Below are 22,852 nucleotides of genomic sequence, written 5' to 3' on the forward strand. Positions count from 1 at the left end.
GAATCAGGCCACTACGTGCTCGCGCAATTCGCGCAAACTGTTGTCGTCGATCGGCCCGGTGCCGGTCATGGCGCCTTTGGCCATGGCGTAGTAGCGGCGGGCCACGCGCGCCACCAGGCTGAGGTTCTGTTCGATGAGCAGCAAGGCAGTGCCCTGATTGGCCACCAGATTGAAAATATCTGCCAGCTGATCGACGATCACGGGTGCCAGGCCTTCGGTGGGTTCATCCAGGATCACCAGGGTCGGGTTGGCCATCAGCGCCCGGCCGATGGCCAGCATTTGCTGCTGCCCGCCGGACAGCGCAGTCCCTGGCGTATGGGCACGCTCGTGCAGAATCGGGAACAGCTCATAGATGCGCGGCACGCTCCAGTGGCCTGCACGGCCGCAGGCGGCGCCCAGCAACAGGTTTTCTTCAACGCTGAGATTGGCGACGATGCGCCGGCCTTGCGGCACGACGGCCAGCCCTTGCCGGGTTGCCATGTAGGGGCGTGGCCTGGTGATGGTTTTGCCACCGATGCGCATGCTGCCGCCGCGTACGCTGGCCAGCCCCAGCAGGGCATTGACCAGTGTGGTTTTACCCACGCCGTTGCGGCCAATCAGCGCGACGCGTTCGCCTGCCTGGATGTCCAGGGACAGGCCGTGCAGGATATGGGCTGCACCGTAGTAGGCCTGCAGATCCCTGACTTGCAAAACGGTACTCATGCTGCGCTCCCGAGATAGGCTTCGCGCACGCGGGGGTGCGCGCGGACGGCTGCGGGTTCGCCGCTGGCGATGACCCGGCCAAGTTCGAACACGGTGACGGTATGGCTGATGCCGAACACGATGTCCATATCGTGTTCGACCAGCAGCACGGAGACCGACCATTGCTGCGCGAGTGTTTGCAGGTGGCGCGCCAGGTCTTCGGATTCCTGGGCCGAGAGGCCCGCCATGGGTTCGTCCAGCAGCAGCAAGGAAGGCTGGCCGACGAGCGCGAGCGCCAGGTCCAGCCTGCGCTGTTCGCCATAGCCCAGCTCTGCGGCAGTGAGATGCGCCATGCGGCTCAGTTCCAGCTGGTGCAGCACTTCTGCGGTGTTGGCTTCGGGATGCCTGGCACCGACCTTATAGGCAGCCAGTTCGATCTGGTCATAAACGCGCATCTCGGGAAAGATGCTGGTGCGCTGGAACGAGCGTGCCAGGCCGAGCTGGCGGCGTTCGATGACGCCCAGCGCAGTGACGTCCTGGCCATTGAGCAGGACTTGTCCGCGCGTGGGCCGGCGCCTGCCGGTCATGGCGTCGATGACCGTGGATTTGCCGGCGCCGTTCGGGCCGATCAGGCCGTGTATTTCGCCGCGCGTGACAGCGAAGTTCACGCCGTCCACCGCCTTGACGCCGCCGTAGTGCACGGCGATGTCGCGGACTTCAAGAATGTTCTGTTGCATGGCGGGACCTCAGGTACGTTGCGGGCGGCGGCGTTGGAACAGGCGTTGCAGCGCACCGCCTATGCCCTCCGGCGAAAACACAATGATGAGGATGAGCGCGGTGCCGAAAATGGCGAGCCAGTGCTGGGCGTAATCGCCGATCAGGTCGCGCGCCAGGAAGAACACGACGGCGCCCAGCGCCGGCCCCCAAAGCGTGCGGAAACCGCCGATGATGACCATCATCAGCGCGGCGCCAGAGACGCTCCAGTGCAGGCTTTCCGGTGAAATGAAGCCGGTGTTCAGCACGGACAGCAAGCCCGCCAGGCTGGTGACCAGCGCCGATAGCGCGAAGATGGCGACACGCGGCATCAGGGTGCGTATGCCGATGAAACGCGCCCGTTCTTCGTTGTCGCGTATGGCTTCGGTCACGCGTCCAAAGCGGGTGGAAAGCAGCGCGGCCAGCCCGGCGATGCACAGCACCAGCAGGGTCCAGCTGATGCCGAACAGCACATCCTGGCGCTGGATGAGGCCGATGGGAACCCCGAACAGGCGGGCGGGCCAGTCCAGGTACATGCCGTCCGCGCCGCCGGTCAGCGACCGCGAGGTGGATGCCAGCTGGAAGAACATCTGTCCCACGGCCAGTGTCAGCATGCCGAAGGCGATGCCGGGCACGCGCACGATGACCAGCCCGATCAGGCAGGAGAACAGCGCCATGATGAGCAGGGTCAGAAAGAGGACGGCCTCGGCCGACAGGCCGTGCTGTTGCATCAGGATGGCGGCGACGTAACCTGCCAGTCCGTAGAAGGCGGCATGGCCGAAGCTGACCATGCCGTTCTGGCGCAGCAGCAGGCCGACGCCGAGCGCGAAGATGGCAAAGATGGTGGCCTGCGTCAGCAGCGATAGCAGCATCGCGGACTGGGCCTGGGTCGCGACCAGCAGGCCGGCGGCCAGTGCGGCTGCCGTGCGCAGCAGCAGCGTGGCCGGCGTGAGCGAGCGGGGTTTGAGGGTAGGGGGGGGCGTCATGCTTGTCATGTGCGGTTCCCGGCCAAACCGGCGGGCCTCCAGAGCAGTACGGCAATCATCAGGATGAAGGGCAGCACGGCGGCCAGCCCGGGCAGGTAGATGGCGCCCAGCGCCTGGATCTGCCCCAGCGCCAGGGCGGCAATGAAGGCGCCCGACAGGCTGCCCAGCCCGCCGACCACCACGACCACGAAGGAGTCGATCAGGACATCGCTGTTCATCGTTGGCGAGAGCGACAGGAAGGGCGCGGCCACGACGCCTGCCAGCCCGGCCAGCGCCGTGCCCAGGCCGACGACCAGCGCGCTGAGGCGGTCGGTGTTGACGCCCTGCATGGCGGTGGTGGTCGGGTCGGTGCTGGCGGCGCGCACATAAAGGCCGATGCGTGAGAAGCGTAGCCAGGCTGCCAGTCCCAGCGCCACGGCCAGGCCGACGGCCAGCACGGCGATGCGGTAGGCCGGTACGGGCGTGCCGAACAGATTGACCGAGGTATTCAGCAGTGCAGGGGCAGCCAGCGAGAGATTGCTGCGGCCCCAAATGGTCTGCACCAGGTCTTCCAGAATCAGCAGCAGGCCGAAAGTCACCAGGACGACGGTGAGCGGGTTGCGGTCTTGCAGCAGGCGGAAGCAATAGCGGTCGAGCAGTGCGCCCAGGCCCAGCATGATGAGCGGAACGGCGACCAGCGCAACCCAGAAACCGCCCTGATTGGCGATGCTGTAGCCAAGATAGGCGCCCAGCATGTAGAGCGAGCCATGGGCGAAGTTCACGACCCGTCTCAGCCCGTAGATCAGGGCCAGGCCGGAGGACATGACGATCAGCAGAGCGCCATAGACCAGTCCGTTGAAAATATTGATGCTTGTCATCCGCAAAGTCTCCTTTTGGTTTGTATTGGTTGCGGAAGGGGGAGGGGCGACAGACTCAGCCGGCGCCGTGCGCCGTCCGGCAGGACGGCAGTTCGGCGCGGCGCAGCAGCCGGTTTTCCTGGGCCACGATGAGATGGCCGGACGCCTGCAGGTAGGCCGGGAATTCGGGGTCGCTGTCGCGCGCCAGACTGCGGCGTTCATAGTCGGTCAGGTCGTCATACGCCCAGAGGTGCACGAGCTGGTTCAGTGGGCCGACATGGCTGGTGTAAAAACCGATGGGCTCGCCCAGCGTGCGTTTGAGCACAGGCATGGCAAGGCGGTCGAAGACGTCCAGGAATTCCGCCATCTTGCGCGGCGCAATGGTGTAGATGCGATGGTCGATCAGGGGTTTGCGGTGCATGGCTGGCTCCGTGTGGGGGTTTGGGCCTGTTGGGCGATATGGCGGCCCGTGATGTAGCCGAAGGTCAGGATGGGGCCCAGCGTGATGCCTGCGCCGGGATAGGTGCCGCCCATGATGCTGGCGCGGTCGTTGCCGACGGCATACAGGCCGGGGATGAGGCTGTTGTCCGGCCGGAGCACTTCGCCGGTGACGGTGGTGCGGATGCCATCAAAGGTGCCGAGATCCCCCATGAGAATGCGCAGGGCATAGAAGGGGCCGTCCTGGATGGGGGCGACGCAAGGGTTGGGGTGGTGGTCGGGATCGGCCAGATAGCGGTTGAAGCTGGTGCTGCCGCGGCCAAATTGCCGGTCTTCGCCGTGGATGGCGCCCTGGTTGTATTCCCGTACCGTGGCTTCCAGGCCGGCGGCGTCAATGCCGGCATTGCGCGCCAGCTCCGCCAGGGTTTTGCCGCTCGCCAGGTAGCCGTTGCGCAGATGCGGCCCCAGCGGCAAGGGGGCCGGTTTGGCATAGCCCAGGCCGTACTTGGCGATGGCGTTTTTATCGCAGACCAGCCACATCTCGGTTTCGCTGTTTTCCCGGCACGCTTCCAGCATGGCAGCGCCAACATCGTGATAGGACTCGGATTCATTGGTGAAGCGTTGGCCTGCGCGTGTCACGCCGATGATGCCGGGTTTGTAGCGATCCAGCAGGTGCGGGAACACGCCGTAGCGCCCCTTGCCCAGGGGCACCCGCGATACCGGCATCCAGGCCGCCGGGGCCGGGAAACGGATGTCCATGGCGCCGCCCGCCTGTTCCGCCAGGCGGCCGCCGTCGCCGGTATTGTCTTGCGGTCCGGGCGAAAGATGCGTGCCGCCGCGCCGAACGTGCGGAAAGGCTTGCCGGAGCCGTTCCTGATCATGCGGAAAACCGCCGCAGGCGAGTACCACGCCCAGGCTGGCCTCGATGCGCAAGGGGCCGCCAGGCCCGTCGGCGAGCGCGCCGGTGATGCGTTCGCCATCGCGCAGCAGTTCACGCACGGGGGTGGAGGTATGAATCGGAATGCCTTGATCCAGCGCGCTTTTGGCCAGCCGCGCCGCCAGCGCGTTGCCGCTGGTGACCTGGATGCCGCGCCGGTAACGCAACAGTTCGGCCATGTGGCGGGCCAGCCGGCGCGCGACATAGCTGAAGGAGCTCAGGGATTTGGTGGCACGGAAGAAATGCTTCAGGTCGGCATTCGATGAGTTGAACATCATCCCCATGAAAGTGATGGTTTCCAGCGGCGGACGCAGGCGTGCCATGTCCTGACCCAGTTCACGGATATCGAAGGGCGCGGCAAGAATGGAGCGGCCCACATCCACCCCGCCGGGGGCGGTGGGGTGGTAATCGGGATATAGCGTCGGGATAAAACGCACCGACGTTTCCCTGCTGAAGAAATCCACCATGTCCGGGCCGTTGTCGAGAAAGGCCTTCACGGCGGCCGCATCGAAATGCGGGCCGATTTCGTGGCGCATATAGGTTTCTGCCGCGGCGCGGCTATCCTGGACGCCGGCATCGCGCGAAATGCGGTTGCCGGGAATCCAGAGCACGCCGCCGGAGAAAGCCGTGGTACCGCCAAAAACGGGTGCTTTTTCCACGATGACGACATTCAGGCCATGCTTGCTGGCAACGATGGCCGTGGACATGCCGCCCGCGCCTGCGCCTATCACCAGCAGGTCGCAGTGGATGCGGGATGCCTGTTGGGCTGGATTCATGAAAATTCTCCTGGCGTGACGGCTGCCTTGAGGGGCCACGCATTCGTGATTGGGGGGCAGTGGCGCTCAGGCGGCCTGTGTGGCGGCGTCGCGGTTGAAGCCGGGGCGTGGCACCATGTCCATCAGCATCGAGGACATTCCGCCATCGACCATCAGTTCCGCGCCGTTGACATAAGCGGACCGGGGGCTGGCAAGAAACAGCACCGCATTGGCGATATCCTCGGGTTCGCCCACGCGGCGGCTGGCGGTCATGGCGGCGCGAGCGGCTTCCACACCCGGCTGGGCATAGAAGGCGGCGGACAATGGCGTGCGGATCATGCCGGGGCAAATGGCATTGCTGCGGATGCCGGATTGGCCCCACTCCGCCGCCAGTTGGCGCGACAGCAGCAGAATGCCGGCCTTGCTGGCGCTATAGGCGCCGCTGCGGGTTTGGGGGAAACGCGCCGCAATCGAGGCGATGTTGACGATGCTGCCTTCGTTGCGGCTGCGCAGCTGGGGCGCGAAGGCGCGTGCGCAAAGCAGGTAGCCGGTGAGGTTGACGGCGAGGGTATGGTTCCAGGCATCCAGGCTGACCTCATCCAGCGCGGCCGAGTGCAACAGGCCGGCGTTGTTCACCAGGATGTCGGCGGCGCCGAGGTTGGCCTGAACATGCTGCGCCGCATCACGGGTGGCGGTTTCGCTGGCGGTATCGCAGGCCACCGCCATGGCATGCGCGCCATGCAGGCTCAGGCTGTCGGCCAGGCGCTGGGCGGCCGGGGCGTCGCGGTCCAGCAGCGCAACGCGGGCGCCGGCCTGGGCCAGGCTGGCGGCAATGGCGGCGCCGATGCCGCTGGCTGCGCCGGTGACGACGGCCACGCGGTCTTGCAGCAACAGCCAGTGTTCTTCGGCGTGAGGGAAATGGGGGGAAACCATGGGCACTCCTGGCAGGAAAAGACGGAAAAGACGTACCTACGGTGGCGCATGCCAGAATCGGCCGGCGAGGCTGGCGCGCTTGCGGTCGCAGCACCGTGGGTAGATGAGGCGGATTGTGGTGGGAGTGGCCAGGCAGCGGGGTTGCGATTCCTGCAAAGAACAGGACGAATCGTGCATTTGGGCAGCGTCTAGGGATATCACCTAGTGACGATTCCGGCGCTGAAATGGATATTTCGTGCATGTCAGGGAGTCAACCCATGGGATTGCAGCGATCCATTCCGAACTACGCACTATATGGTGACCAGGCCCCCGAGGTCTGGGACACGCTCTTTGATTTTGAATGGATTCCCCAGCGATCCGGCCTGTACAACTGGGAAATTCAGCCGCATTTGCATGATGGCAGTGTGCAGATACTGCTGGTGACTAGCGGCGGCGGGGAGGTGCTGCTGGATGAAAAGCGCTGGCAGGCGCAGGCGCCGTGCCTGATTGTTGCACCCGCACGGATCGTGCATGGATTCCACTGGAAGCCGCCGGTGGACGGCGCAGTGATTACCGCTGCGCAAGGGCCGCTGGAGTCTCTGGCGCAGATACTGATGCCGGAGCTGCGCGAGGTACTGCATACCCCGCTGGTGATGAACTTCCCGCGCGATACGCCGCATGCGGATGCCCTGATGCCGCTGATTCTGGCGATCCAGCGCGAGTGGCGTGTGCCGGCGTTGGGCCAGCGTGCGGCCAGCCTGTCGTTATTGACGGCATTGCTGGTGCAGATCGCGCGCATCACCCAGGCGCCGGTCGCCGCGGCCGAATCGTTTTCGCCGCGCAAGGCGGCGCATCTGGAGCGTTTCCGGGCGCTGGTTGAAACCTGGTTCAAGCGCCATCGGCCATTGGCGGATTACGCCAATGAACTGGGGCTGACGGTCGGGCAACTGACGCGCATTTGCCGCGAAGCCCTGGGCATGTCCGCGCTGGCGGTGATCCAGGCGCGGCTGCTGCATGAAGCCAAGCGCAACCTGGTCTATACCATGGGCAGCGTCAAGCAGATCGCCACCGCGCTGGGTTTTCAGGATGAGGCCTATTTCGGGCGTTTCTTCCGCAAGCATACGGGCAGCAGCCCCACGGCATTCAGAAGGCAGGCCTTGAGCCAGATGCGCGAAGCGGCGTTGCCGCCAAGCGCCGGACAGGCGTGACCGATGCGTCCGGCTTGCAGGTGGCCGGACGCAGGATGTGTAAGGCGTACGCCGGGCTCAGTTCAGGACGGGATGGCCGGCCTGGCGGTTGGCGCTGCCGGCCAGCATGGAAACGCCGCCGGATGCCGCCATTTCCGCGGCGGCTTCCAGCAGTGCCGGGCCCAGTTCCTGCATGCGCTCGGCCGTCATGCGGGAGGCCGGGCCGGCGATGCTGATGGTGCCGGTAGCGGGCTGGTTGGCGCGGCGGATCGGGGCAGCCATGGCAGCCATGCCGGCCATGAAGGTGTCGGTCGTCATGCTGAAGCCGCGCTTGCGTGCGGTATCCAGGCAGGCCAGCAGTTCATGCACGGTCTGCGGGGCATTGGGGCCGTAATCCTCGCGCTTGCCAAAGCCCTGGCGCGCCACCATTTCGATGGCGCGTTCATCGGGCAGCGTCAGCAGCCAGGCGTGGCCGGATGCGGAACAGGACAGCCGGGCCTCCATGCCCATTTCCGGGTCATAGCGCAGGCCGGTGCGCGCGCCTTGGGCCCGTGCCAGCCAGGCGATGTTTTCGCCGTCGATGACGCCCAGGCGCACGAATTCTCCGGATAGCTCGGCCAGGCGGTCGAGAATGGGCTGGGCGATATCCTGGACGCCGGTATTGGACAGAAAACTCATGCCCAGCGAGGCCAGCTTGGTGGTCAGGACGTAATCGCCGTGGGCGCGCACCTGGCGCACATAACCGCAATCAGACAGCTCGGCGAGCAGGCGGTGGGCAGCGCTGCGGGGAATCTGCAGGGTATCGGCGATGGTCGCCAGCGGCAGTCCTTCCGGATGGCTGGTCAGGTATTCGAGTACGTGAAGGGTGCGGGAAGCTGGGCCGGCCATAGGTGAACAGGTGTAGTCAGTGCGGTTTGAATAGTTATTGCAACAGAACCAACGGTATGGACGGATCCATCACCGTTATATCCGGATGAATGCATGAATAGTTCTAATCGTAGCTTGTCTGCGCCAGAAGCGCGAATGCTGCACCGTTGCAGAATCCGGACGCGACAGCGCAAATCACCTGTAAAACGGCACCAGATCAGCAACTTCCGCCATCGACATGTAATTTGTGGAATTCGATTCCAAAAAATATTTTTGTTGAATATAATTCCAGCGAAGGATGGCTGGCCATTGCCCGCTGCCAGGCCCGGCAATGTCGGCCGGGGCCAGCGGCTGCAACCCGGTCTCCGACGATCAGGCATGGGTGCGGGCGGGAGACAAGCCGCGCTCATGTGCTTTGCCTGGCGGCCGCCGGCGCCGCCCATAACCTAGACGCAGAATTTCCATGAGCCAGAACAGCCAGAATTTTTCCTTGAGCGGCGCGACGCGGGTCATTGCAATCATTGGTGATCCCATTGCGCAGGTCAAATCGCCGGCAGGCGTGACCCGCATGCTGCAGGCGCAAGGCCACGACGCCATCGTGGTGCCGGTGCACGTCAAGCCTGAGCAGTTGGGCGAGTACATGCGCGCCGCCGCCATCGTGCGAAATCTGGATGGCATCATCGTGACCATTCCCCACAAATTCTCCATGCGCGGCTATTGCAGCACCGTCACCGAGCGCGCTGATTTCCTGGGGGCCGTGAATACCCTGCGCCGCAACGATGATGATTCGTGGGATGGCGATATGTTCGACGGCGAAGGCATGATCGGCGGTATCCGCGCGCATGGCGGCAACCCGGCAGGCCAGCGCTGCCTGCTGGTGGGGGCAGGTGGCGCCGGCACGGCGATCGCGCTGGAGCTGTTGGTGCAGGGGGCCTGCTACCTGGCCATTCATGATGCCGATACACGCCGCCGCGATGATCTGATCGCGCGCCTGCAGGCACGTTATGGCGACAAGGTTGGCGTCGGGTCGGACGACCCCAGTGGTTTCGGTGTCGTGGTCAACGCGACGCCCATGGGCATGAATGCCGGCGATCCCATGCCGATCCAGGTGAACCGGCTGGATTCATCGGCTTTCGCCGCCTGCCCCATCACCTCGCCAGCGGTGTCGCCCTGGATTCAGGCGGCCCGTGAGCGGGGTTGCAAGACCAGCGTGGGTGCCGACATGTTCAATTCGGAACTCAAGCTGATGGTGGATTTCCTGGCGGCGCGTCTGCGCTGAGCCTGGTGTCGGGCGCCAGGGGGCGCCCGGATGCAAATCGACAGAACAAGCAGGCCGGACAGCGGTTCGGCGGAACGGGCGCCACAGCAATGCGGCGCACGCAGGGGGCGTTTGCGCCTTGGGGTTGGTGCCGTTGTGGTCTTGCCGTGGTTGTTGCACGGCGGCTGAGCAGGCGGCGCAGGCAAGGAGAAAGCATGGCAAAGAAAGACCTGGCAGTGATCGGCGCGGGCGCCATTGGCCGTATTCATATCGAGGCGGCATTGCGCAGCGCGCAGTGGCGCTTGTCAGCGGTCGTGGACCCGAGCGAGGCCGGGCGGGCGCTGGCCGGCAAGGTGAATGCCGCGTGGTACGCGGATATCGACGCCATGTATGCCTCTCAGCGGCCAGACGGCGTGATCGTCGCGACGCCGAATCATACGCATGTGAGCCTGGGTATCTCCTGCCTGGAGCGCGGCAGCGCTGTCCTGGTGGAAAAGCCTATCGCCGATAGCGTGGCAGAAGCGCGTCAGCTGTGCGACGCTGCGCAAGGCCTGGGCCTGCCCCTGCTGGTCGGCCACCAGCGCCGCCACAACGTGATTCTGCGCCAGGCGCGCGACATCGTGGCTTCCGGCAGGCTGGGCAGAATTGTGGCGGCCAATGGCCTGGCTGCCTTCATGAAGCCCGATAGCTATTTCGAGGCTGCCTGGCGGCGGGAGCCGGGTGGCGGCCCCATCCTCATCAACATGATTCACGATATTGACCTGCTGCGTTTCCTGCTAGGCGAGGTGTCCAGCGTGCAGGCGGTCAGCGCCAATCAGGTGCGTGGCCATGCGGTTGAGGATACGGCTGCGGTGGTGCTGACCTTTGCCAGTGGTGCGCTGGCGACCCTGATGGTATCGGATGCGGCGGCATCGCCCTGGTGTTGGGACATGGCGGCGGGCGAAGCGGAACATTACCCGCGCCAGAACGTGAATTCGCATTATCTGGTTGGCACGCAGGCATCGCTGACGCTGCCTTTGCTGGAACTCTGGGAGTACCGTGGCCAGCCCGGCTGGCATGAGCCTTTGACGATGACGCGGACTGCGCCCCATTTGGGGCATCCCTATGACGAACAGTTGCGGCATTTTGCTGCGGTGATCGACGCCCAGGAAATACCGGTATGCAGCGGCGAAGACGGCTTGCGCACCTTGCAGGTGACCTTGGCGGTTGGCCGGGCTGCCAGCAGTGGCGACCGGGTGGAGCTGGAGTAGATGACGATGGCGGGAGCGGCTGTGACGCGGCAGGAATTTGACGTGGTGGTGGTGGGCTCGGGGGCGGGCGGCCTGTCGGCGGCAGTGACGGCGGCCGAGCTGGGCTTGCGTGTCCTGGTACTGGAAAAGCATCACCAGTTTGGCGGTACCACGGCCTGGTCCGGCGGCTGGATGTGGGTGCCGCGTAATCCGCTGGCAGTGCGCGCCGGCATTGTCGAAGACATCGAAGGGCCGCGCCGCTACCTGCGCAATGAGCTGGGCGAGTATTACGACGAACCGCGAGTCGAGGCCTTTCTGCACCATGCGCCGGCCATGGTGTCGTTCTTCGAACAGAAAACGGCCTTGCAGTTCATTGCCGGCAATACCATTCCGGACTTCCACGGCAAGCAGGATGGTGCTGTGACTGGCGGGCGTTCTGTGTGCGCAGCACCTTTCGATGGCCGGGCCTTGGGGGCCAGGCTGGCCGATATGCGCGAGCCGCTGGAACTGATCGCGCCCTGGCGCATGGGGATCGCGTCCGGTGCCGACCTGGGCCATTTCATGAATGCCATGCGCTCAGTGCGCTCCTTTGCCCATGTCACGCGCCGCGTGCTGCGCCATTTCTGGGAACGTGCGACACAAGGCCGTGGCATGCATCTGGTCAACGGCAATGCGCTGGTGGCCGGGCTGGCCAAGTCGGCCTTCGACCGCAAGGTGGACATTCGCGTGGCTACCCCGGTCGTGGGCCTCTTGCGCGCTGATGACGGCCGGGTGACCGGGGTTCGGGTACGCGGGGCGGATGGCCGCGAAACTGAAATCGGCGCGCGCCGGGGCGTGGTGCTGGCCTGTGGCGGGTTTCCGCATGATGTTGAACGCAAGCAGGCCTTGTTCGCCCATGCGCCGACCGGTCGGGAACACTGGTCGGCCGCGCCGCCGGCCAATACCGGCGACGGCCTGCGACTGGGCGAGTCCGTTGGCGCGCATGTCGATGCCGGGCTGTACCGCCCGGCAGGCTGGGCGCCGGTATCGCTGGTGCCGGGCGAAACGCGCGAATCCAAGAGTTATCCGCACCTGATTGAGCGGGCCAAGCCCGGTGTCATGGCGGTGACGCAGGCCGGGCAGCGTTTTGTCAACGAAGCCGATTCCTACTATGACTTCATGGAAGGGTTGTTCCAGCATTTCCAGCCGGGTCAGCCGGCGCATGCGTGGCTGGTCTGCGATCACCGCTTCCTGCGGCGCTACGGGCTGGGCGCAGTGCGTCCCGCGCCCATGCCTTATCGCTGGGCACTGCGTTCCGGCTACCTGAAGCAGGGCCGCACGCTGGCCGACCTGGCACGGCAGTGCGGCATCGAGGCCGGGGCGCTGGAAGCGTCCGCCGCGCGCTACAACGACGATGCCAGGCAAGGTGTGGATACGGCCTTTGGCCGGGGTGATACCCCCTACAACCGGGTGCAAGGCGACGCTGGATGCGCGCCCAACCCCTGTATGGCGCCCATCGAGCAGGGGCCGTTCTATGCGGTTCGGCTCGTGCCGGGCAGCCTGGGGACGTTCGCCGGTTTGCGTGCCAACGAGCATGCGCAAGTGTTGGATCAGGCGGGCAAGCCGATTGCCGGCCTGTATGCCTGTGGCGCGGATATGAGCAGCGTGATGGGCGGCCGTTATCCCAGTGGCGGCATTACGCTGGGGCCGGCGATGACGTTCGGCTATATCGCCGGGCATCATATGGCAGGCAAAGCGCCTGCTGCAGTGTGAGGCTGCGCTTTTTCCTGGCGCGGATTGAATGAATACGGCCGGCGGGGTGGCGTACCGTCACCGGGCCGGCAGTGACAAGGAGAGTAATGATGTTCTATGAACTGGCAAAGATCACCGTGCGTTTCGGCACGGCAGCCAAGGCGGCAGAAGGCATTCAGGCCTATGTGAATGCAGAGGGTGCGCAAGGCACGCTGCATGGCGTATGGTTTTCGGATATCGGCGAGCTGAACCAGATTGCCATCCTGCGCAGTTTCGAGACGGCAGAAGCGCTGCTGGCCGAGCGCCAGCGCGGACTGGAAAGCGCCAATCCCTTCGGTGCCGCTGAGCTTATGGTCAAGCTTGAATGGGAAAGCTACAAGGGCTTCCCTTGGCTGCCCGCGCCTGAAGCCGGCGCCTATGGCGGCGTGTATGAAATCCGCACCTACAAATTCAAGACCGGTGGCCTGCCGCATACGCTGGCCGCCTGGGAGGGCGCCTTGCCTGCGCGTGCCGAAGTGTCGCCCTGCCTGGCGGCCATGTATGCGCTCGATGGCGAGCCGCGCTTCACCCAGGTCTGGCCGTATGCCGATCTGAATGCGCGTTCGCAGGCTCGCGCCGACGCGGTCAAGCAAGGTATCTGGCCGCCCAAGGGCGGCCCGGACTGGCTGACGACGGACATGTATTCGCAGGTCTTTGTGCCCATGGCCATTTCGCCGCTGAAATAAGCGGTATCCGGTACGCCGGGACAAGGCGCCGCAGAGCGCCTTTTTGCAGCCGGATCATTGCGGGCGGCAGGCCTGGCGCGGAGGGCTCCGTGCCGGCCGTCGCCTTGCAGTCAGCGGCGCTGCGTATTCTGGAGGAGATAATTTCATGACTGATAACACGCCCGTGCTTCCCCCTTATTCCCTGGCCCACCTGACGGTACTGGCCCAGACGCCGCCCGCAGTGATCAGCGTGGCCGCCAAGGCCGGCTATGACTTTGCCGGCCTGCGCCTGTTGCCCGCCGCGCCCGGCGGCCCGGCCTACAACCTGATGGAAGATGCCGCCATGCTGCGCGAAACGCTGGCGCGCATGGAAGATACCGGCGTCGGCGTGTTCGACCTGGAAATCGTGCGTATCAACGCCGGTTTCCAGCCCGGTGCCTATCAGGCGTTCCTGGAAACCGGCGCCAAATTGGGCGGTAAAGCGATTCTGGTCGGTGTGGACGATGAGGACGAACAGCGCCGCGCCGATAACTATGCACGCTTCTGCGAGGCTGCCTTGCCTTATGGCCTGCGTCCCAATATAGAGTTCATGCCCTGGACGGCCGTGAAGAACCTCAATGACGCCTACCGCATGGTGCAGCAGGCCGGGGAGCCGGAAAATGGCGGCATCCTGATTGATGCGCTGCATTTCGGGCGTTCCGCCACCACGCTTGAAGATGTGCGCGCGCTGCCCCGCAAGTGGATGCAATACGCGCAGATCTGCGACGCGCCAGCCATTGAGCACCCGACGCTGGAAGATTACATCCATGCAGGCCGCATCGAGCGCCTGCTGCCGGGCGAAGGCGGCATTGATGTGCAGGGGCTGTGGAACAGCCTGCCCGAAGGCCTGCCCGTCAGTGTGGAGCTGCCCACGCAGTCGCGGGCGCACCTGAGCCCGGTCGAATGGGCCGCCATGACGCTGGACGCCGCCAAGCGCGTGGTAGCGGCCCGCTGTTGACGCGGGCTGGCTGACGGGCGGAGGCTAGCGGCAGCTAGCGGGCCGTCGCCCGCCAGCCGCAGGTCTTGGCTGTCGCGCCCGATTTCGGAAATACGCGGGCGCACAGAAAATCGACAAATGCCCGTACCTTGGGAGAGGGGTGTTTGCTGGCCGGCCAGAGCACATGAAAGACGCCTGTGCAGGTCATATGTTCGGCCAGCACTGGCCGTAGCCGGCCGTCGGCCAGGCAGTCATGGACGGCGAAGTCCGGCAGATAGGCAATGCCCAATCCTTGCAAAGCGAAGCACAGCCGCGTTTCCAGGTTGTTGCAGATCATCGAGTTGGGCAACTGCAGTTCCGGCTCTCCCGGCGCTTGCTGCAGGGGCCATTTTTCCAGTTTGCCGCTGTTGGGATAGCGGTAATGCAGACAGCGGTGCTGCAGCAGGTCTTCAGGCCGTTCGGGCTCGCCTGCACGGGCCAGGTATGCCGGCGAGGCCACCAGCAGCGCACTGAAATTCCCCAGCTTGCGCGCCGATAGCCGTGAATCGCTAGGGGCGCCGGTTCTGACAACCGCATCAAATCCTTCTTCGATCACGTTGACCAGCCGGTCGGTGAAGTCCAGATCCAGTTCGATATCCGGATATTGCCGCATGAATTCGCCCATGACCGGCAGGATCAGGGAGCTGGCCGATGGCAGGCTGACCCGCAGGCGGCCACGCGGGGCGCTGGCGGCTTGCGACAGCTCTTGCTCGGCGGCTTCGATTTCCGCCAGGATGCGCCGGCTGCGTTCCAGAAACAGCATGCCCTCGGCGGTCAGCGTCACGCTGCGCGTGCTGCGATGAAACAAGCGCACGCCCAGTTTTTCTTCCAGCCGCGCCACGCTCTTGCCTATGGCCGAGGCCGATACCCCCAGCTGGCGTCCGGCAGCGACGAAGCTGCGGGTTTCCGCCACTTGTACGAACACGACGAATCCATTGAGGCTGTCCAATGCTTATCCTGTTGATTGCGGACATAACTGTCCTGTCAACATGGAAATGTAGCCTACTTTTTCTTTAATCTGGGGTTCTCTATCGTGACGGGGCTATTCCTATAGAAAAGGATTTCCCGTGACTTTCCCCTTACTTCCCCTGCGTGCCGGCGCTGCCAGTACGCAACTTTCCACCCAGGTTCAGGCGGTGGTGCAGCAGGCCCTGGATGAGCAGAGGCTGGTCGGTGCCGTCGTGCTGGTCGCACAGGCCGGCGAAGTGGTTCACCAGCAAGCCAGCGGCTGGCGCGACCGCGAGGCCGGGCTGCCCATGGCGGTCGATACGGTGTTCCGCCTGGCATCGGTCAGCAAGCCCATCGTTTCTGTCGCGGCGCTGGTTCTGGCGGCCCAGGGCAAACTGGCGCTGGACGAGGACATCGCGCAGTGGCTGCCAGAGTTCCAGCCACGCCTGCCCGATGGCCGGCCTGCGCGCCTCACGCCCAGGCAATTGCTGAGCCATACGGCGGGTTTGGGCTATCGCTTTTTCGAAACCGATGCCCAAGGGCCGTACGCGCGGGCAGGTGTGTCGGACGGCATGGACGCGTCAGGCATCAGCCTGGCGGAGAACCTGCGCCGGCTGGCTGCCGTACCCTTGTATTACGAACCCGGTACCTCCTGGGGCTATTCCCTGGCCACCGATGTTCTGGGCGCCGTGATCGAACGCGTGTGGGGCGGACGGTTGGATGCCGCGGTACATGCCCTGGTGACCGGCCCGCTGGGCATGGCGGATACCGGCTTTCTGGTGAGCGTGCCGGAGCGGCTCGCCACGGCCTATGTCAATGACCAGCCGCAGCCGCACCGTCTGGCGGAAGGCGAGTTTGCGGCGCATCTCGAAGGGGCGGTAGGGATTCGGTTCAGCCCGGCGCGTATTCTTGATCCCCTGGCGTTTCCATCCGGCGGGGGCGGGATGGCGGGCAGCGCCGTTGATTTTCTGCGTCTGCTGGAAAGCCTGCGGCAAGCCGGTGCGGGTGTGCTGCCTGACTTTCTGGTCGAAGAAATGGGGCGGGATCAGATACCAGGCCTGGCCTTGCCCGATGCGCCAGGAACAGGTTTCGGCCTGGGGTTTTCGGTGTTGCGCGACCCGGTGCAGGCGGCATCGCCGGAATCAGCGGGAACCTGGCGCTGGGGCGGCGCCTATGGTCATTCATGGTTTGTGGATCGGGCGCGCGGCTTGAGCGTGGTGGCCTTCACCAATACCTTGTATGAAGGGATGTCCGGGCGTTTTGTGACGGATGTGCGCGATGCGGTGTATCGCGGGCTGGAGCAGGAATGATGGCGCCGCCTACTGCAGAGCGCATGCCCATTGCCGCCTTGCTTGCTCTGGCCATGGGGGCGTTCATTACCGTACTGACCGAAGCGCTGCCCGCCGGCCTGTTGCCGCAGATGGCGCAGGGGCTGGCGGTTTCCGAAGCCTGGGTCGGGCAGACCGTCACGATTTACGCCATCGGTTCCCTGCTGGCCGCCATGCCATTGATGGCCATGACCCAGGGCATGCGGCGCCGGCCTTTGTTGCTGGCGGCCATGGCAGGCTTTTTTGTTGCCAACACGATAACGGCATTCTCGACCAGCTACGGCCTGACCATGGCGGCGCGCTTTCTGGCCGGTGTGGCGGCAGGGTTGCTCTGGGCGCTGGTGGCAGGCTACGCCGCGCGCATGGTACCTGACCACATGAAGGGCCGGGCCATTGCCATTGCCATGGTGGGCACGCCCGTGGCGCTTTCCATAGGCATTCCGGCGGGCACGTTCCTGGGCCAGCAGTTCGGATGGCGGATGAGTTTCGGGATCATGAGCGTGGCGGCGCTGGTACTGATGGGCTGGGTGCGCAGCCGGCTGCCGGATTTTCCGGGGCAGGCGGCAGGCGCGCGCCTGCCGCTGGCGCAGGTATTCACCATGCCTGGCGTCCGGACGGTGCTTGGCGCGACCCTGGCGTTCGTGCTGGCACATAACATTCTCTATACCTACATCGCGCCTTTCCTGGCGACCGTGGAGATGGCCGGGCAGACCGATGTGGTGCTGCTGGTGTTCGGGACGGCCTCCTTGCCCGGCATCTGGGTCGTCGGGGTGCTGATCGACCGGCATTTGCGCCGCCTGACCATTATCAGCACGGTATTGTTCGGATTCTCTGCGCTGGTGCTCGGCGCCGTTGGCCCGTCGTGGGGCGGGCCGGCCGCTGTTTACACCGCCGTAGCGGTCTGGGGGTTTGCCTTTGGCGGGGTGGCGACGCTGTTCCAGACGGCGCTGGCAAGGGCAGCGGGCCCGGCTGCCGATGTGGCGCAAGCCATGTTGGTGACGGCCTGGAACATGGCGACGGCTGGCGGCGGCATCGTGGGCGGCATGCTGCTCAGCCAGCTGGGTGTGGCGGCGTTCTCACCGGTCTTGCTGGCTTTGCTGGCCGCGACACTGTTTGCGGTCTGGCGCGCGCGTTGCCACGGGTTTCCGGTCGCGGTGGCCTGGGGCCGGGCGGGCTGTTCCTGAAACGCGCTTGTCCTGGTCGCCGGCCGGCGCCAGGCACGGAGGAACGGCAGGGACCGCTAGGGTTTTTGTTACGCAATGCGGCCCGGTCCTGCCCGGGCCGATCGGGAACCCTGCTTTAAAATCCTTGCCCAAACCGCTTTCCTCCGTCGTGCCATAGGAATTGTCATGCCTTACATCGGTCTGGGCCTGCATCTGCTGATTGCGATCTTCTTCGCCGTGCATGCAGTCCGTACGCGCCAGCAGATATTCTGGATTTTCATTTTGCTGTCCTTCCCGCTGCTGGGCAGCGTCATATATTTCCTGGCCATTTATTTGCCTGAGTCACGCCTGACGCATCATGCCGGCAAGGTCGCGGCAGTGGCGGTCAAAACGCTGGACCCTGGCCGTGAATTGCGTGCGGCGCAGCAGGCCTACGATTACACGCCGACGGCGCAAAACCAGATCCGGCTGGCAACGGCCTTGCTGGAAGCCGGCCAGCCGCAACGAGCACTGGAGCTGTACGAAGCATGCCTGAACGGCGTGTTCTCGGGAGACCTTGAAATCAGCTGGCTGGCGGCGCAGGCAGCCTTCGCTGCGCAGCAGGCGGAAACCTGCATCCGGCATTTGCTGGCGATCCGCAAGGCGAACGCATCGTTCCGCGCCGATGCCGTCAGCCTGCTGCTGGCGCGGGCCTATGCCGTGCAAGGCGATGTGGCGCAGGCACGAACGCAGTTCCAGGAGACGGTGGCGCGCCACGGCAGTTTCGAAAGCCGTTCGGAATATGCAGTCTGGGCGGCAGGCCAGGGCGATTGGGCCACGGCGGATGCCCTGCATGCCGAACTGAAGACAGTAATCTCGCGCTGGTCCCGGGCACAGCGCGAGATGCACCGCGAGCAGCTGCGCCGCCTGGATACGGCATTTTCAGGACGGCGCTGAACCGCTTTCTGGAAACAAAAACATACAAAGAACTGCGCAGACGGCAGGGCGTGTCAACGCCTCTCCATGCGTAAAAAAACGGCCTCATGCATGGTCATGCGAGGCCGTTTCTCATGGCGCCCCTGCTTGCGCCCAGCGTGGAGGTCATACCGGGCGCCGCGATGGCCTTGCCCTGTATGGCGTGTTGCTTACAGGCGGTCGCGCACGCGGCGGGCACGTTCGGGGGAGGACGGGTGCGAGCTCATGATGCTGCTTTGGCCGCCGTCGAGTTCCGCCAGCTTTTCAAAGGCCGTGGCCAGGCCCAGGCGGTTCATGCCCTTCTGGCCCAGCAACTCGAAGGAGTAGTCGTCGGCCTCGAATTCCTGGCTTTGGGAGAACTGCGCATTGATCAGCGCTTCCGTCAGGTTGCCCAATTCCGATTGGCTCAGCGCGGAGACCGTGCTGTTGCCGGAACCGGCGGCAGCGGTGCGGGCGGCATTGACCGCATAGGCAGTGCGCATGGCTTTCTTGCTGTGGCCCAGGGCAACGTGGCCCATTTCGTGGCCGATCACGCCACGCAGCTCGTCGTCGGTCATCATGTCCATCAGGCCTTTATAGACGCGGATGCAACCGTTGCCCATGGCCCAGGCGTTCACATCATTGGTCATATAGACCTTGTAGTTCACGCTTTGGCCATTCAGCGTCATCGGCCCGAAACCTTGCATGACGCGATTCAGGCGCTTGGTGTAAGGGCTGGAGGCGGGGGCGATCTGTGATTGCGCGTCACTTTGCTTGCAGGAGGCATCGGACAGTTCGATGATGTCGTTGTCGCTCAGGCTGACGGCAGTGAAGGCGCTGGACCCGGCAGACATCAGGGCATTGGGATCCATATTGGCGCAACCCGTCAGGACGGTGGCAAGGATCAGGGCGGCGGGATAGCGGAATTTCACAGTGAGGTCTCCTGGCGGTAAGCGCTGCGCGGTGCGGAAAAGGCAGGGCGGCAGCTGTCGAATGGATCGGCGGCAAGTGTAACCAGCAGGGGGGCGCCTCGGCCTGTTGCAGAACGGTGCCGAATGTGAAGAGTTGTGAAAATCGCGCCATGCCTGCTGCCATGCTGCAGGCGCAGCGCAGTCGGGTGGCTCAGTCCAGCCAGCCCAGCAGTGCGCTGCAGGCGGCAGCCAGGACGATACCGGCGGTTTCCGTGCGCATGACACGCGCGCCCAGGCTGACCGGGTGCGCGCCATGCTTGCGGGCCAGCGCCAGCTCGGCGTCCGACCACCCGCCTTCCGGCCCCACCAGCAGGGTCAGGGATTCTCCGGTGCGCAGGCCGGACTGTTGCAGGCGGGTGGCCAGGGGCGTCTCGGCGTCCGGATGGCAAAACAGCGCCGGTCCTGGCGGCAGCGCGGCCAGTGCCTGGGCCAGCGAGAGTGGCCGGGCGATGTCCATCAGGCGATTGCGGCCGCATTGTTCGCTGGCCGATTGCACGATGCCGCGCCAGCGCCCCAGGCGTTTTTCCAGGCGGTCGCCGTCCAGCCGCAGCACACTGCGCTGGGCGGCGACCGGCATGATGGCGCTGATGCCGGTCTCGACGGCTTTTTCGATGACCCAGTCCATTTTGTCGCCCGCAGGCAAGCCTTGGACCAGCACCAGGCGGCCCGGCAGCTCGGCTTCGCGGGGCAGTTGCGCACCGGTCAGTGCATAAGCTTGTTTGCCCTCGATCTCCAGCGTTGCCGGATATTCGCCGCCAGTGCCGTCGAACAGCACGATAGGGCTGCCATGGCGCAGGCGCAGCACGCGCAGGGCGTGGTGCGCCGGGGCGTCGGGCAACAGGAAACGGCTCTGGGGCGGAATTTCGACGGAGCAGAAAAAACGTGGGGCGGACATGGCGGCAGCGAAATGAATGGCTGCGCCATCTTAGCGTTATTTGGCCGCCAGGCGTACCGCGCCGGCGCCTGGCCGGGTACCGGTTTGGTAATTCCGGCAGGCCGGGATCCGCGCTGACAGCGGGCCTTGGCGGGCAATGGAAAGCGACTTGGCGGGTTTCTTGGCCGCAATCGCGGGCAGCAGCCTATGGGCGATGCTAAAATCAACGGTTATTCCTTAGGCTTCTGGCCACGCGCCTTCAGGGGTGTCGTGCCGCATGAGAGTGAGTCGATGACCGAGTCTTCAGCTTCCCCGTCCGTCCTTTCGGCCGCCGTGCGCGCGTTGGCCATGGATGCCGTGCAACAGGCCAATTCCGGCCACCCGGGTGCCCCCATGGGCATGGCGGAAATTGCGCAAGCCCTGTGGCTGCGCCACCTGCGCCATAATCCGGCCGATCCCGCATGGGCCGGCCGCGACCGCTTCGTGCTGTCGAACGGCCACGGCTCCATGCTGATCTACGCTTTGCTGCACCTGACGGGCTATGACCTGCCCATCGAAGAGCTGCGCAACTTCCGCCAACTGCATTCGCGCACGCCGGGTCACCCGGAAGTGGGCATTACGCCGGGCGTGGAAACCACCACCGGCCCGCTGGGCCAGGGGCTGGGCAACGCCGTGGGCCTGGCGCTTGCCGAAGCGCTGCTGGCTGCCGAGTTCAACCGTCCCGGCCATGCCATCATCGACCACAACACCTACGTGTTCCTGGGCGATGGCTGTTTGATGGAAGGGATTTCCCACGAGGTCTGCTCGCTGGCCGGCACCCTGCGCCTGTCCAAGCTGATCGCGCTGTATGACGACAACGGCATTTCCATCGACGGCAACGTCGAGTACTGGTTCGCCGACGACACCGCCCAGCGTTTCGAGAGCTATGGCTGGAATGTCATCCGTGCCGTTGACGGCCATGATGTCGATGCCGTGGATGCCGCGCTGGCGCAGGCTCGTCGCAATGCCGCAGAGGGCAAGGGCCCCACGCTGATTGCCTGCCGTACCATCATCGGCAAGGGTTCGCCCAAGCTGGCCGGTTCCGAGAAAGTCCACGGCGCCCCGCTGGGCGCCGATGAAATTGCCGCTACCCGCGCAGTCATCGGCTGGGAGCATGCGCCGTTTGAAATTCCGGCGGAAGTCTATGCCGGTTGGGATGCTCGTGCCCGTGGCGCCAGCCAGCAGGCGCAGTGGCAGTCGGAGTTCGACGCTTACGCCGCCGCATTCCCCGCCGAAGCGGCCGAATTGCAGCGCCGCCTGGCCGGCAAGCTGCCCGAAGGCATCGAACAGCGTCTGCAGGAACTGCTGCAACGTACCGTATCGGAAGCCCAGACGGTTGCCACGCGCAAGGCCTCGCAACAGGCCATCACGGCGCTGGTCGAACTGCTGCCCGAAATGCTGGGGGGGTCGGCTGACCTGACCGGTTCCAATTTCACCGACTGGAAGGGCGCTGTCGCCGTCCGTGCGGGCGAGCATGGCGTGCAGGGCGGCCGTCACATCAATTACGGCGTGCGCGAGTTCGGTATGGCCGCCATCATGAATGGCGTGGCGCTGCACGGTGGCTACCTGCCGTTTGGCGGCACCTTCCTGACCTTCTCCGATTATTCCCGCAATGCGATCCGCATGGCGGCGCTGATGAAGCAGCGCGTGGTGCATGTCTTCACGCACGACTCCATCGGCCTGGGCGAAGACGGCCCGACCCACCAGTCCATCGAGCATGCCTCCAGCCTGCGCCTGATTCCCAACCTGCATGTCTGGCGTCCGGCCGACACGGTGGAAACCGTGGTGGCCTGGAATGCTGCGGTCACGCGTCCCGCCAGCATCGGCATGGATGTCCATGCCGGCGGCCCCAGCGCACTGCTGCTGTCACGCCAGAACCTGCCCTTCATCGAACGCGACGCCGAAACCCTCGCGGCCGTGGCGCGTGGCGGTTATGTGCTGCGTGAGGCCGAAGGCGCGCGTGCCGCGATCATCGCTACCGGTTCGGAAGTGGCGCTGGCGCTGGAAGCGCAGAAGCAGCTGGCCGAAGCCGGTATTCCGGTGCGCGTGGTGTCCATGCCCTGCACCGAGGTCTTCGATGCCCAGGATCAGGCCTGGCGCGATGCCGTCCTGCCTGCCGACCTGCCCGCCGTGGCAGTGGAAGCCGGCAGCACGGCGCTCTGGTACAAATATGTCGGCCGCCGTGGTGCGGTCGTCGGCATCGACACCTATGGTGAGTCGGCGCCGGCTGGTGTCCTTTTCAAGCATTTCGGCCTGACTGCCGAGAATGTGGCAGCTGCTGTTCAACGCATTCTGTAAATCAAGGAG

21 protein-coding genes are annotated in these 22,852 nt (G+C 64.9%); 10 read left to right on the forward strand and 11 right to left on the reverse strand.

Translation table 11 applies throughout. The features are described from left to right. Nucleotides 1-3: 3 nt before the first annotated feature. The 7 genes from ACNA1V_RS12240 to ACNA1V_RS12270 all read right to left on the reverse strand — a co-directional run bounded on the left by ACNA1V_RS12240 (nt 4) and on the right by ACNA1V_RS12270 (nt 6,319). The gene (locus ACNA1V_RS12240) at nt 4-702 is read right to left on the reverse strand and encodes an ABC transporter ATP-binding protein (RefSeq protein WP_415833888.1); all 699 of its coding nucleotides are present in this window, start codon (nt 700-702) and stop codon (nt 4-6) included. Then, nucleotides 699-1,418, reverse strand: coding sequence for an ABC transporter ATP-binding protein (locus ACNA1V_RS12245; RefSeq protein WP_415833889.1), 720 nt, complete (start codon nt 1,416-1,418; stop codon nt 699-701). The genes ACNA1V_RS12240 and ACNA1V_RS12245 overlap by 4 nt, the downstream gene beginning before the upstream one ends. A 9-nt stretch (nt 1,419-1,427) precedes the next feature. Beyond that, nucleotides 1,428-2,429 carry a branched-chain amino acid ABC transporter permease gene (locus ACNA1V_RS12250; protein WP_415833890.1) on the reverse strand — a complete coding sequence of 334 codons (1,002 nt, stop codon included), beginning with the start codon at nt 2,427-2,429 and terminating at the stop codon, nt 1,428-1,430. Continuing rightward, nucleotides 2,426-3,277 (reverse strand): branched-chain amino acid ABC transporter permease, encoded by an 852-nt coding sequence (locus ACNA1V_RS12255; protein WP_415833891.1) that lies wholly within the window; start codon nt 3,275-3,277, stop codon nt 2,426-2,428. The genes ACNA1V_RS12250 and ACNA1V_RS12255 overlap by 4 nt, the downstream gene beginning before the upstream one ends. Nucleotides 3,278-3,332: 55 nt before the next feature. Continuing rightward, nucleotides 3,333-3,677, reverse strand: coding sequence for an NIPSNAP family protein (locus ACNA1V_RS12260; protein ID WP_415833892.1), 345 nt, complete (start codon nt 3,675-3,677; stop codon nt 3,333-3,335). Next, the gene (locus ACNA1V_RS12265) at nt 3,659-5,407 is read right to left on the reverse strand and encodes an FAD-dependent oxidoreductase (RefSeq protein WP_415833893.1); all 1,749 of its coding nucleotides are present in this window, start codon (nt 5,405-5,407) and stop codon (nt 3,659-3,661) included. The genes ACNA1V_RS12260 and ACNA1V_RS12265 overlap by 19 nt, the downstream gene beginning before the upstream one ends. Before the next feature lie 66 nt (nt 5,408-5,473). After that, on the reverse strand, nt 5,474-6,319 hold the full coding sequence (locus ACNA1V_RS12270) for an SDR family NAD(P)-dependent oxidoreductase (protein WP_415833894.1): 846 nt from the start codon (nt 6,317-6,319) through the stop codon (nt 5,474-5,476). A 257-nt stretch (nt 6,320-6,576) separates the two neighbouring features. Between ACNA1V_RS12270 and ACNA1V_RS12275 the strand changes: the two genes are divergently transcribed. Next, the gene (locus ACNA1V_RS12275) at nt 6,577-7,506 is read left to right on the forward strand and encodes a helix-turn-helix domain-containing protein (RefSeq protein WP_415833895.1); all 930 of its coding nucleotides are present in this window, start codon (nt 6,577-6,579) and stop codon (nt 7,504-7,506) included. 57 nt (nt 7,507-7,563) lie between these two features. Here the strand turns inward: ACNA1V_RS12275 and ACNA1V_RS12280 are convergent, their stop codons facing one another. Beyond that, entirely contained in the window at nt 7,564-8,373 is an 810-nt protein-coding gene (locus ACNA1V_RS12280; RefSeq protein ID WP_415833896.1) for an IclR family transcriptional regulator, read from the reverse strand. Nucleotides 8,374-8,815: 442 nt separating this feature from the next. On the opposite strand from ACNA1V_RS12280, the gene ACNA1V_RS12285 reads away from it, so the two are divergent. The 5 genes from ACNA1V_RS12285 to ACNA1V_RS12305 all read left to right on the forward strand — a co-directional run bounded on the left by ACNA1V_RS12285 (nt 8,816) and on the right by ACNA1V_RS12305 (nt 14,271). Then, entirely contained in the window at nt 8,816-9,631 is an 816-nt protein-coding gene (locus ACNA1V_RS12285) for a shikimate dehydrogenase family protein (protein ID WP_415833897.1), read from the forward strand. A gap of 194 nt (nt 9,632-9,825) precedes the next feature. Then, nucleotides 9,826-10,860, forward strand: coding sequence for a Gfo/Idh/MocA family protein (locus ACNA1V_RS12290; RefSeq protein WP_415833898.1), 1,035 nt, complete (start codon nt 9,826-9,828; stop codon nt 10,858-10,860). A gap of 6 nt (nt 10,861-10,866) precedes the next feature. Then, on the forward strand, nt 10,867-12,591 hold the full coding sequence (locus ACNA1V_RS12295) for an FAD-dependent oxidoreductase (RefSeq protein WP_415833899.1): 1,725 nt from the start codon (nt 10,867-10,869) through the stop codon (nt 12,589-12,591). A gap of 86 nt (nt 12,592-12,677) precedes the next feature. Then, entirely contained in the window at nt 12,678-13,295 is a 618-nt protein-coding gene (locus tag ACNA1V_RS12300; RefSeq protein WP_415833900.1) for an NIPSNAP family protein, read from the forward strand. A 145-nt stretch (nt 13,296-13,440) separates the two neighbouring features. Further along, nucleotides 13,441-14,271 (forward strand): sugar phosphate isomerase/epimerase family protein, encoded by an 831-nt coding sequence (locus ACNA1V_RS12305; RefSeq protein ID WP_415833901.1) that lies wholly within the window; start codon nt 13,441-13,443, stop codon nt 14,269-14,271. Nucleotides 14,272-14,305: 34 nt separating this feature from the next. Here ACNA1V_RS12305 and ACNA1V_RS12310 read toward each other — a convergent pair whose 3' ends face one another. Continuing rightward, a complete protein-coding gene (locus tag ACNA1V_RS12310) occupies nt 14,306-15,238 on the reverse strand; it encodes a LysR family transcriptional regulator (protein WP_415833902.1) in 933 nt (310 codons plus the stop codon). Nucleotides 15,239-15,356: 118 nt separating this feature from the next. Between ACNA1V_RS12310 and ACNA1V_RS12315 the strand changes: the two genes are divergently transcribed. The 3 genes from ACNA1V_RS12315 (at nt 15,357) to ACNA1V_RS12325 (ending at nt 18,664) form a co-directional block, all read left to right on the forward strand. Beyond that, nucleotides 15,357-16,547: a serine hydrolase domain-containing protein gene (locus tag ACNA1V_RS12315; RefSeq protein ID WP_415833903.1), complete on the forward strand. Its 1,191-nt coding sequence runs from the start codon at nt 15,357-15,359 to the stop codon at nt 16,545-16,547. Beyond that, nucleotides 16,547-17,749: an MFS transporter gene (locus ACNA1V_RS12320; protein ID WP_415833939.1), complete on the forward strand. Its 1,203-nt coding sequence runs from the start codon at nt 16,547-16,549 to the stop codon at nt 17,747-17,749. Before ACNA1V_RS12315 ends, ACNA1V_RS12320 begins: the two co-directional genes overlap by 1 nt. A 165-nt stretch (nt 17,750-17,914) precedes the next feature. Then, nucleotides 17,915-18,664 (forward strand): hypothetical protein, encoded by a 750-nt coding sequence (locus ACNA1V_RS12325; RefSeq protein WP_415833904.1) that lies wholly within the window; start codon nt 17,915-17,917, stop codon nt 18,662-18,664. A 188-nt stretch (nt 18,665-18,852) separates the two neighbouring features. Here the strand turns inward: ACNA1V_RS12325 and loiP are convergent, their stop codons facing one another. Both loiP and ACNA1V_RS12335 read right to left on the reverse strand, forming a co-directional pair. After that, the gene (loiP, locus tag ACNA1V_RS12330; RefSeq protein WP_462937407.1) at nt 18,853-19,593 is read right to left on the reverse strand and encodes a metalloprotease LoiP; all 741 of its coding nucleotides are present in this window, start codon (nt 19,591-19,593) and stop codon (nt 18,853-18,855) included. 190 nt (nt 19,594-19,783) lie between these two features. Then, nucleotides 19,784-20,527, reverse strand: coding sequence for a 16S rRNA (uracil(1498)-N(3))-methyltransferase (locus ACNA1V_RS12335; RefSeq protein ID WP_415833905.1), 744 nt, complete (start codon nt 20,525-20,527; stop codon nt 19,784-19,786). 270 nt (nt 20,528-20,797) lie between these two features. Between ACNA1V_RS12335 and tkt the strand changes: the two genes are divergently transcribed. Beyond that, a complete protein-coding gene (tkt, locus tag ACNA1V_RS12340; RefSeq protein WP_415833906.1) occupies nt 20,798-22,843 on the forward strand; it encodes a transketolase in 2,046 nt (681 codons plus the stop codon). Nucleotides 22,844-22,852: the final 9 nt, after the last annotated feature.

The sequence above is a fragment of the Kerstersia similis genome, assembly GCF_965139615.1.
In the GTDB taxonomy this organism is placed as follows: domain Bacteria; phylum Pseudomonadota; class Gammaproteobacteria; order Burkholderiales; family Burkholderiaceae_B; genus Kerstersia; species Kerstersia similis.

Bases quoted from the DNA above. Each gene is read 5' to 3' on its own strand.
- ACNA1V_RS12325 (WP_415833904.1), top strand. From the start codon at position 17,915: ATGCCTTACATCGGTCTGGGCCTGCATCTGCTGATTGCGATCTTCTTC.
- ACNA1V_RS12250 (WP_415833890.1), bottom strand. From the start codon at position 2,429: ATGACAAGCATGACGCCCCCCCCTACCCTCAAACCCCGCTCGCTCACG.
- ACNA1V_RS12285 (WP_415833897.1), top strand. From the start codon at position 8,816: ATGAGCCAGAACAGCCAGAATTTTTCCTTGAGCGGCGCGACGCGGGTC.
- ACNA1V_RS12290 (WP_415833898.1), top strand. From the start codon at position 9,826: ATGGCAAAGAAAGACCTGGCAGTGATCGGCGCGGGCGCCATTGGCCGT.
- ACNA1V_RS12295 (WP_415833899.1), top strand. From the start codon at position 10,867: ATGGCGGGAGCGGCTGTGACGCGGCAGGAATTTGACGTGGTGGTGGTG.
- ACNA1V_RS12240 (WP_415833888.1), bottom strand. From the start codon at position 702: ATGAGTACCGTTTTGCAAGTCAGGGATCTGCAGGCCTACTACGGTGCA.
- ACNA1V_RS12305 (WP_415833901.1), top strand. From the start codon at position 13,441: ATGACTGATAACACGCCCGTGCTTCCCCCTTATTCCCTGGCCCACCTG.
- ACNA1V_RS12335 (WP_415833905.1), bottom strand. From the start codon at position 20,527: ATGTCCGCCCCACGTTTTTTCTGCTCCGTCGAAATTCCGCCCCAGAGC.
- ACNA1V_RS12245 (WP_415833889.1), bottom strand. From the start codon at position 1,418: ATGCAACAGAACATTCTTGAAGTCCGCGACATCGCCGTGCACTACGGC.
- ACNA1V_RS12320 (WP_415833939.1), top strand. From the start codon at position 16,547: ATGGCGCCGCCTACTGCAGAGCGCATGCCCATTGCCGCCTTGCTTGCT.
- ACNA1V_RS12275 (WP_415833895.1), top strand. From the start codon at position 6,577: ATGGGATTGCAGCGATCCATTCCGAACTACGCACTATATGGTGACCAG.
- ACNA1V_RS12265 (WP_415833893.1), bottom strand. From the start codon at position 5,407: ATGAATCCAGCCCAACAGGCATCCCGCATCCACTGCGACCTGCTGGTG.
- ACNA1V_RS12300 (WP_415833900.1), top strand. From the start codon at position 12,678: ATGATGTTCTATGAACTGGCAAAGATCACCGTGCGTTTCGGCACGGCA.
- ACNA1V_RS12260 (WP_415833892.1), bottom strand. From the start codon at position 3,677: ATGCACCGCAAACCCCTGATCGACCATCGCATCTACACCATTGCGCCG.
- ACNA1V_RS12270 (WP_415833894.1), bottom strand. From the start codon at position 6,319: ATGGTTTCCCCCCATTTCCCTCACGCCGAAGAACACTGGCTGTTGCTG.
- ACNA1V_RS12280 (WP_415833896.1), bottom strand. From the start codon at position 8,373: ATGGCCGGCCCAGCTTCCCGCACCCTTCACGTACTCGAATACCTGACC.
- tkt (WP_415833906.1), top strand. From the start codon at position 20,798: ATGACCGAGTCTTCAGCTTCCCCGTCCGTCCTTTCGGCCGCCGTGCGC.
- ACNA1V_RS12255 (WP_415833891.1), bottom strand. From the start codon at position 3,277: ATGACAAGCATCAATATTTTCAACGGACTGGTCTATGGCGCTCTGCTG.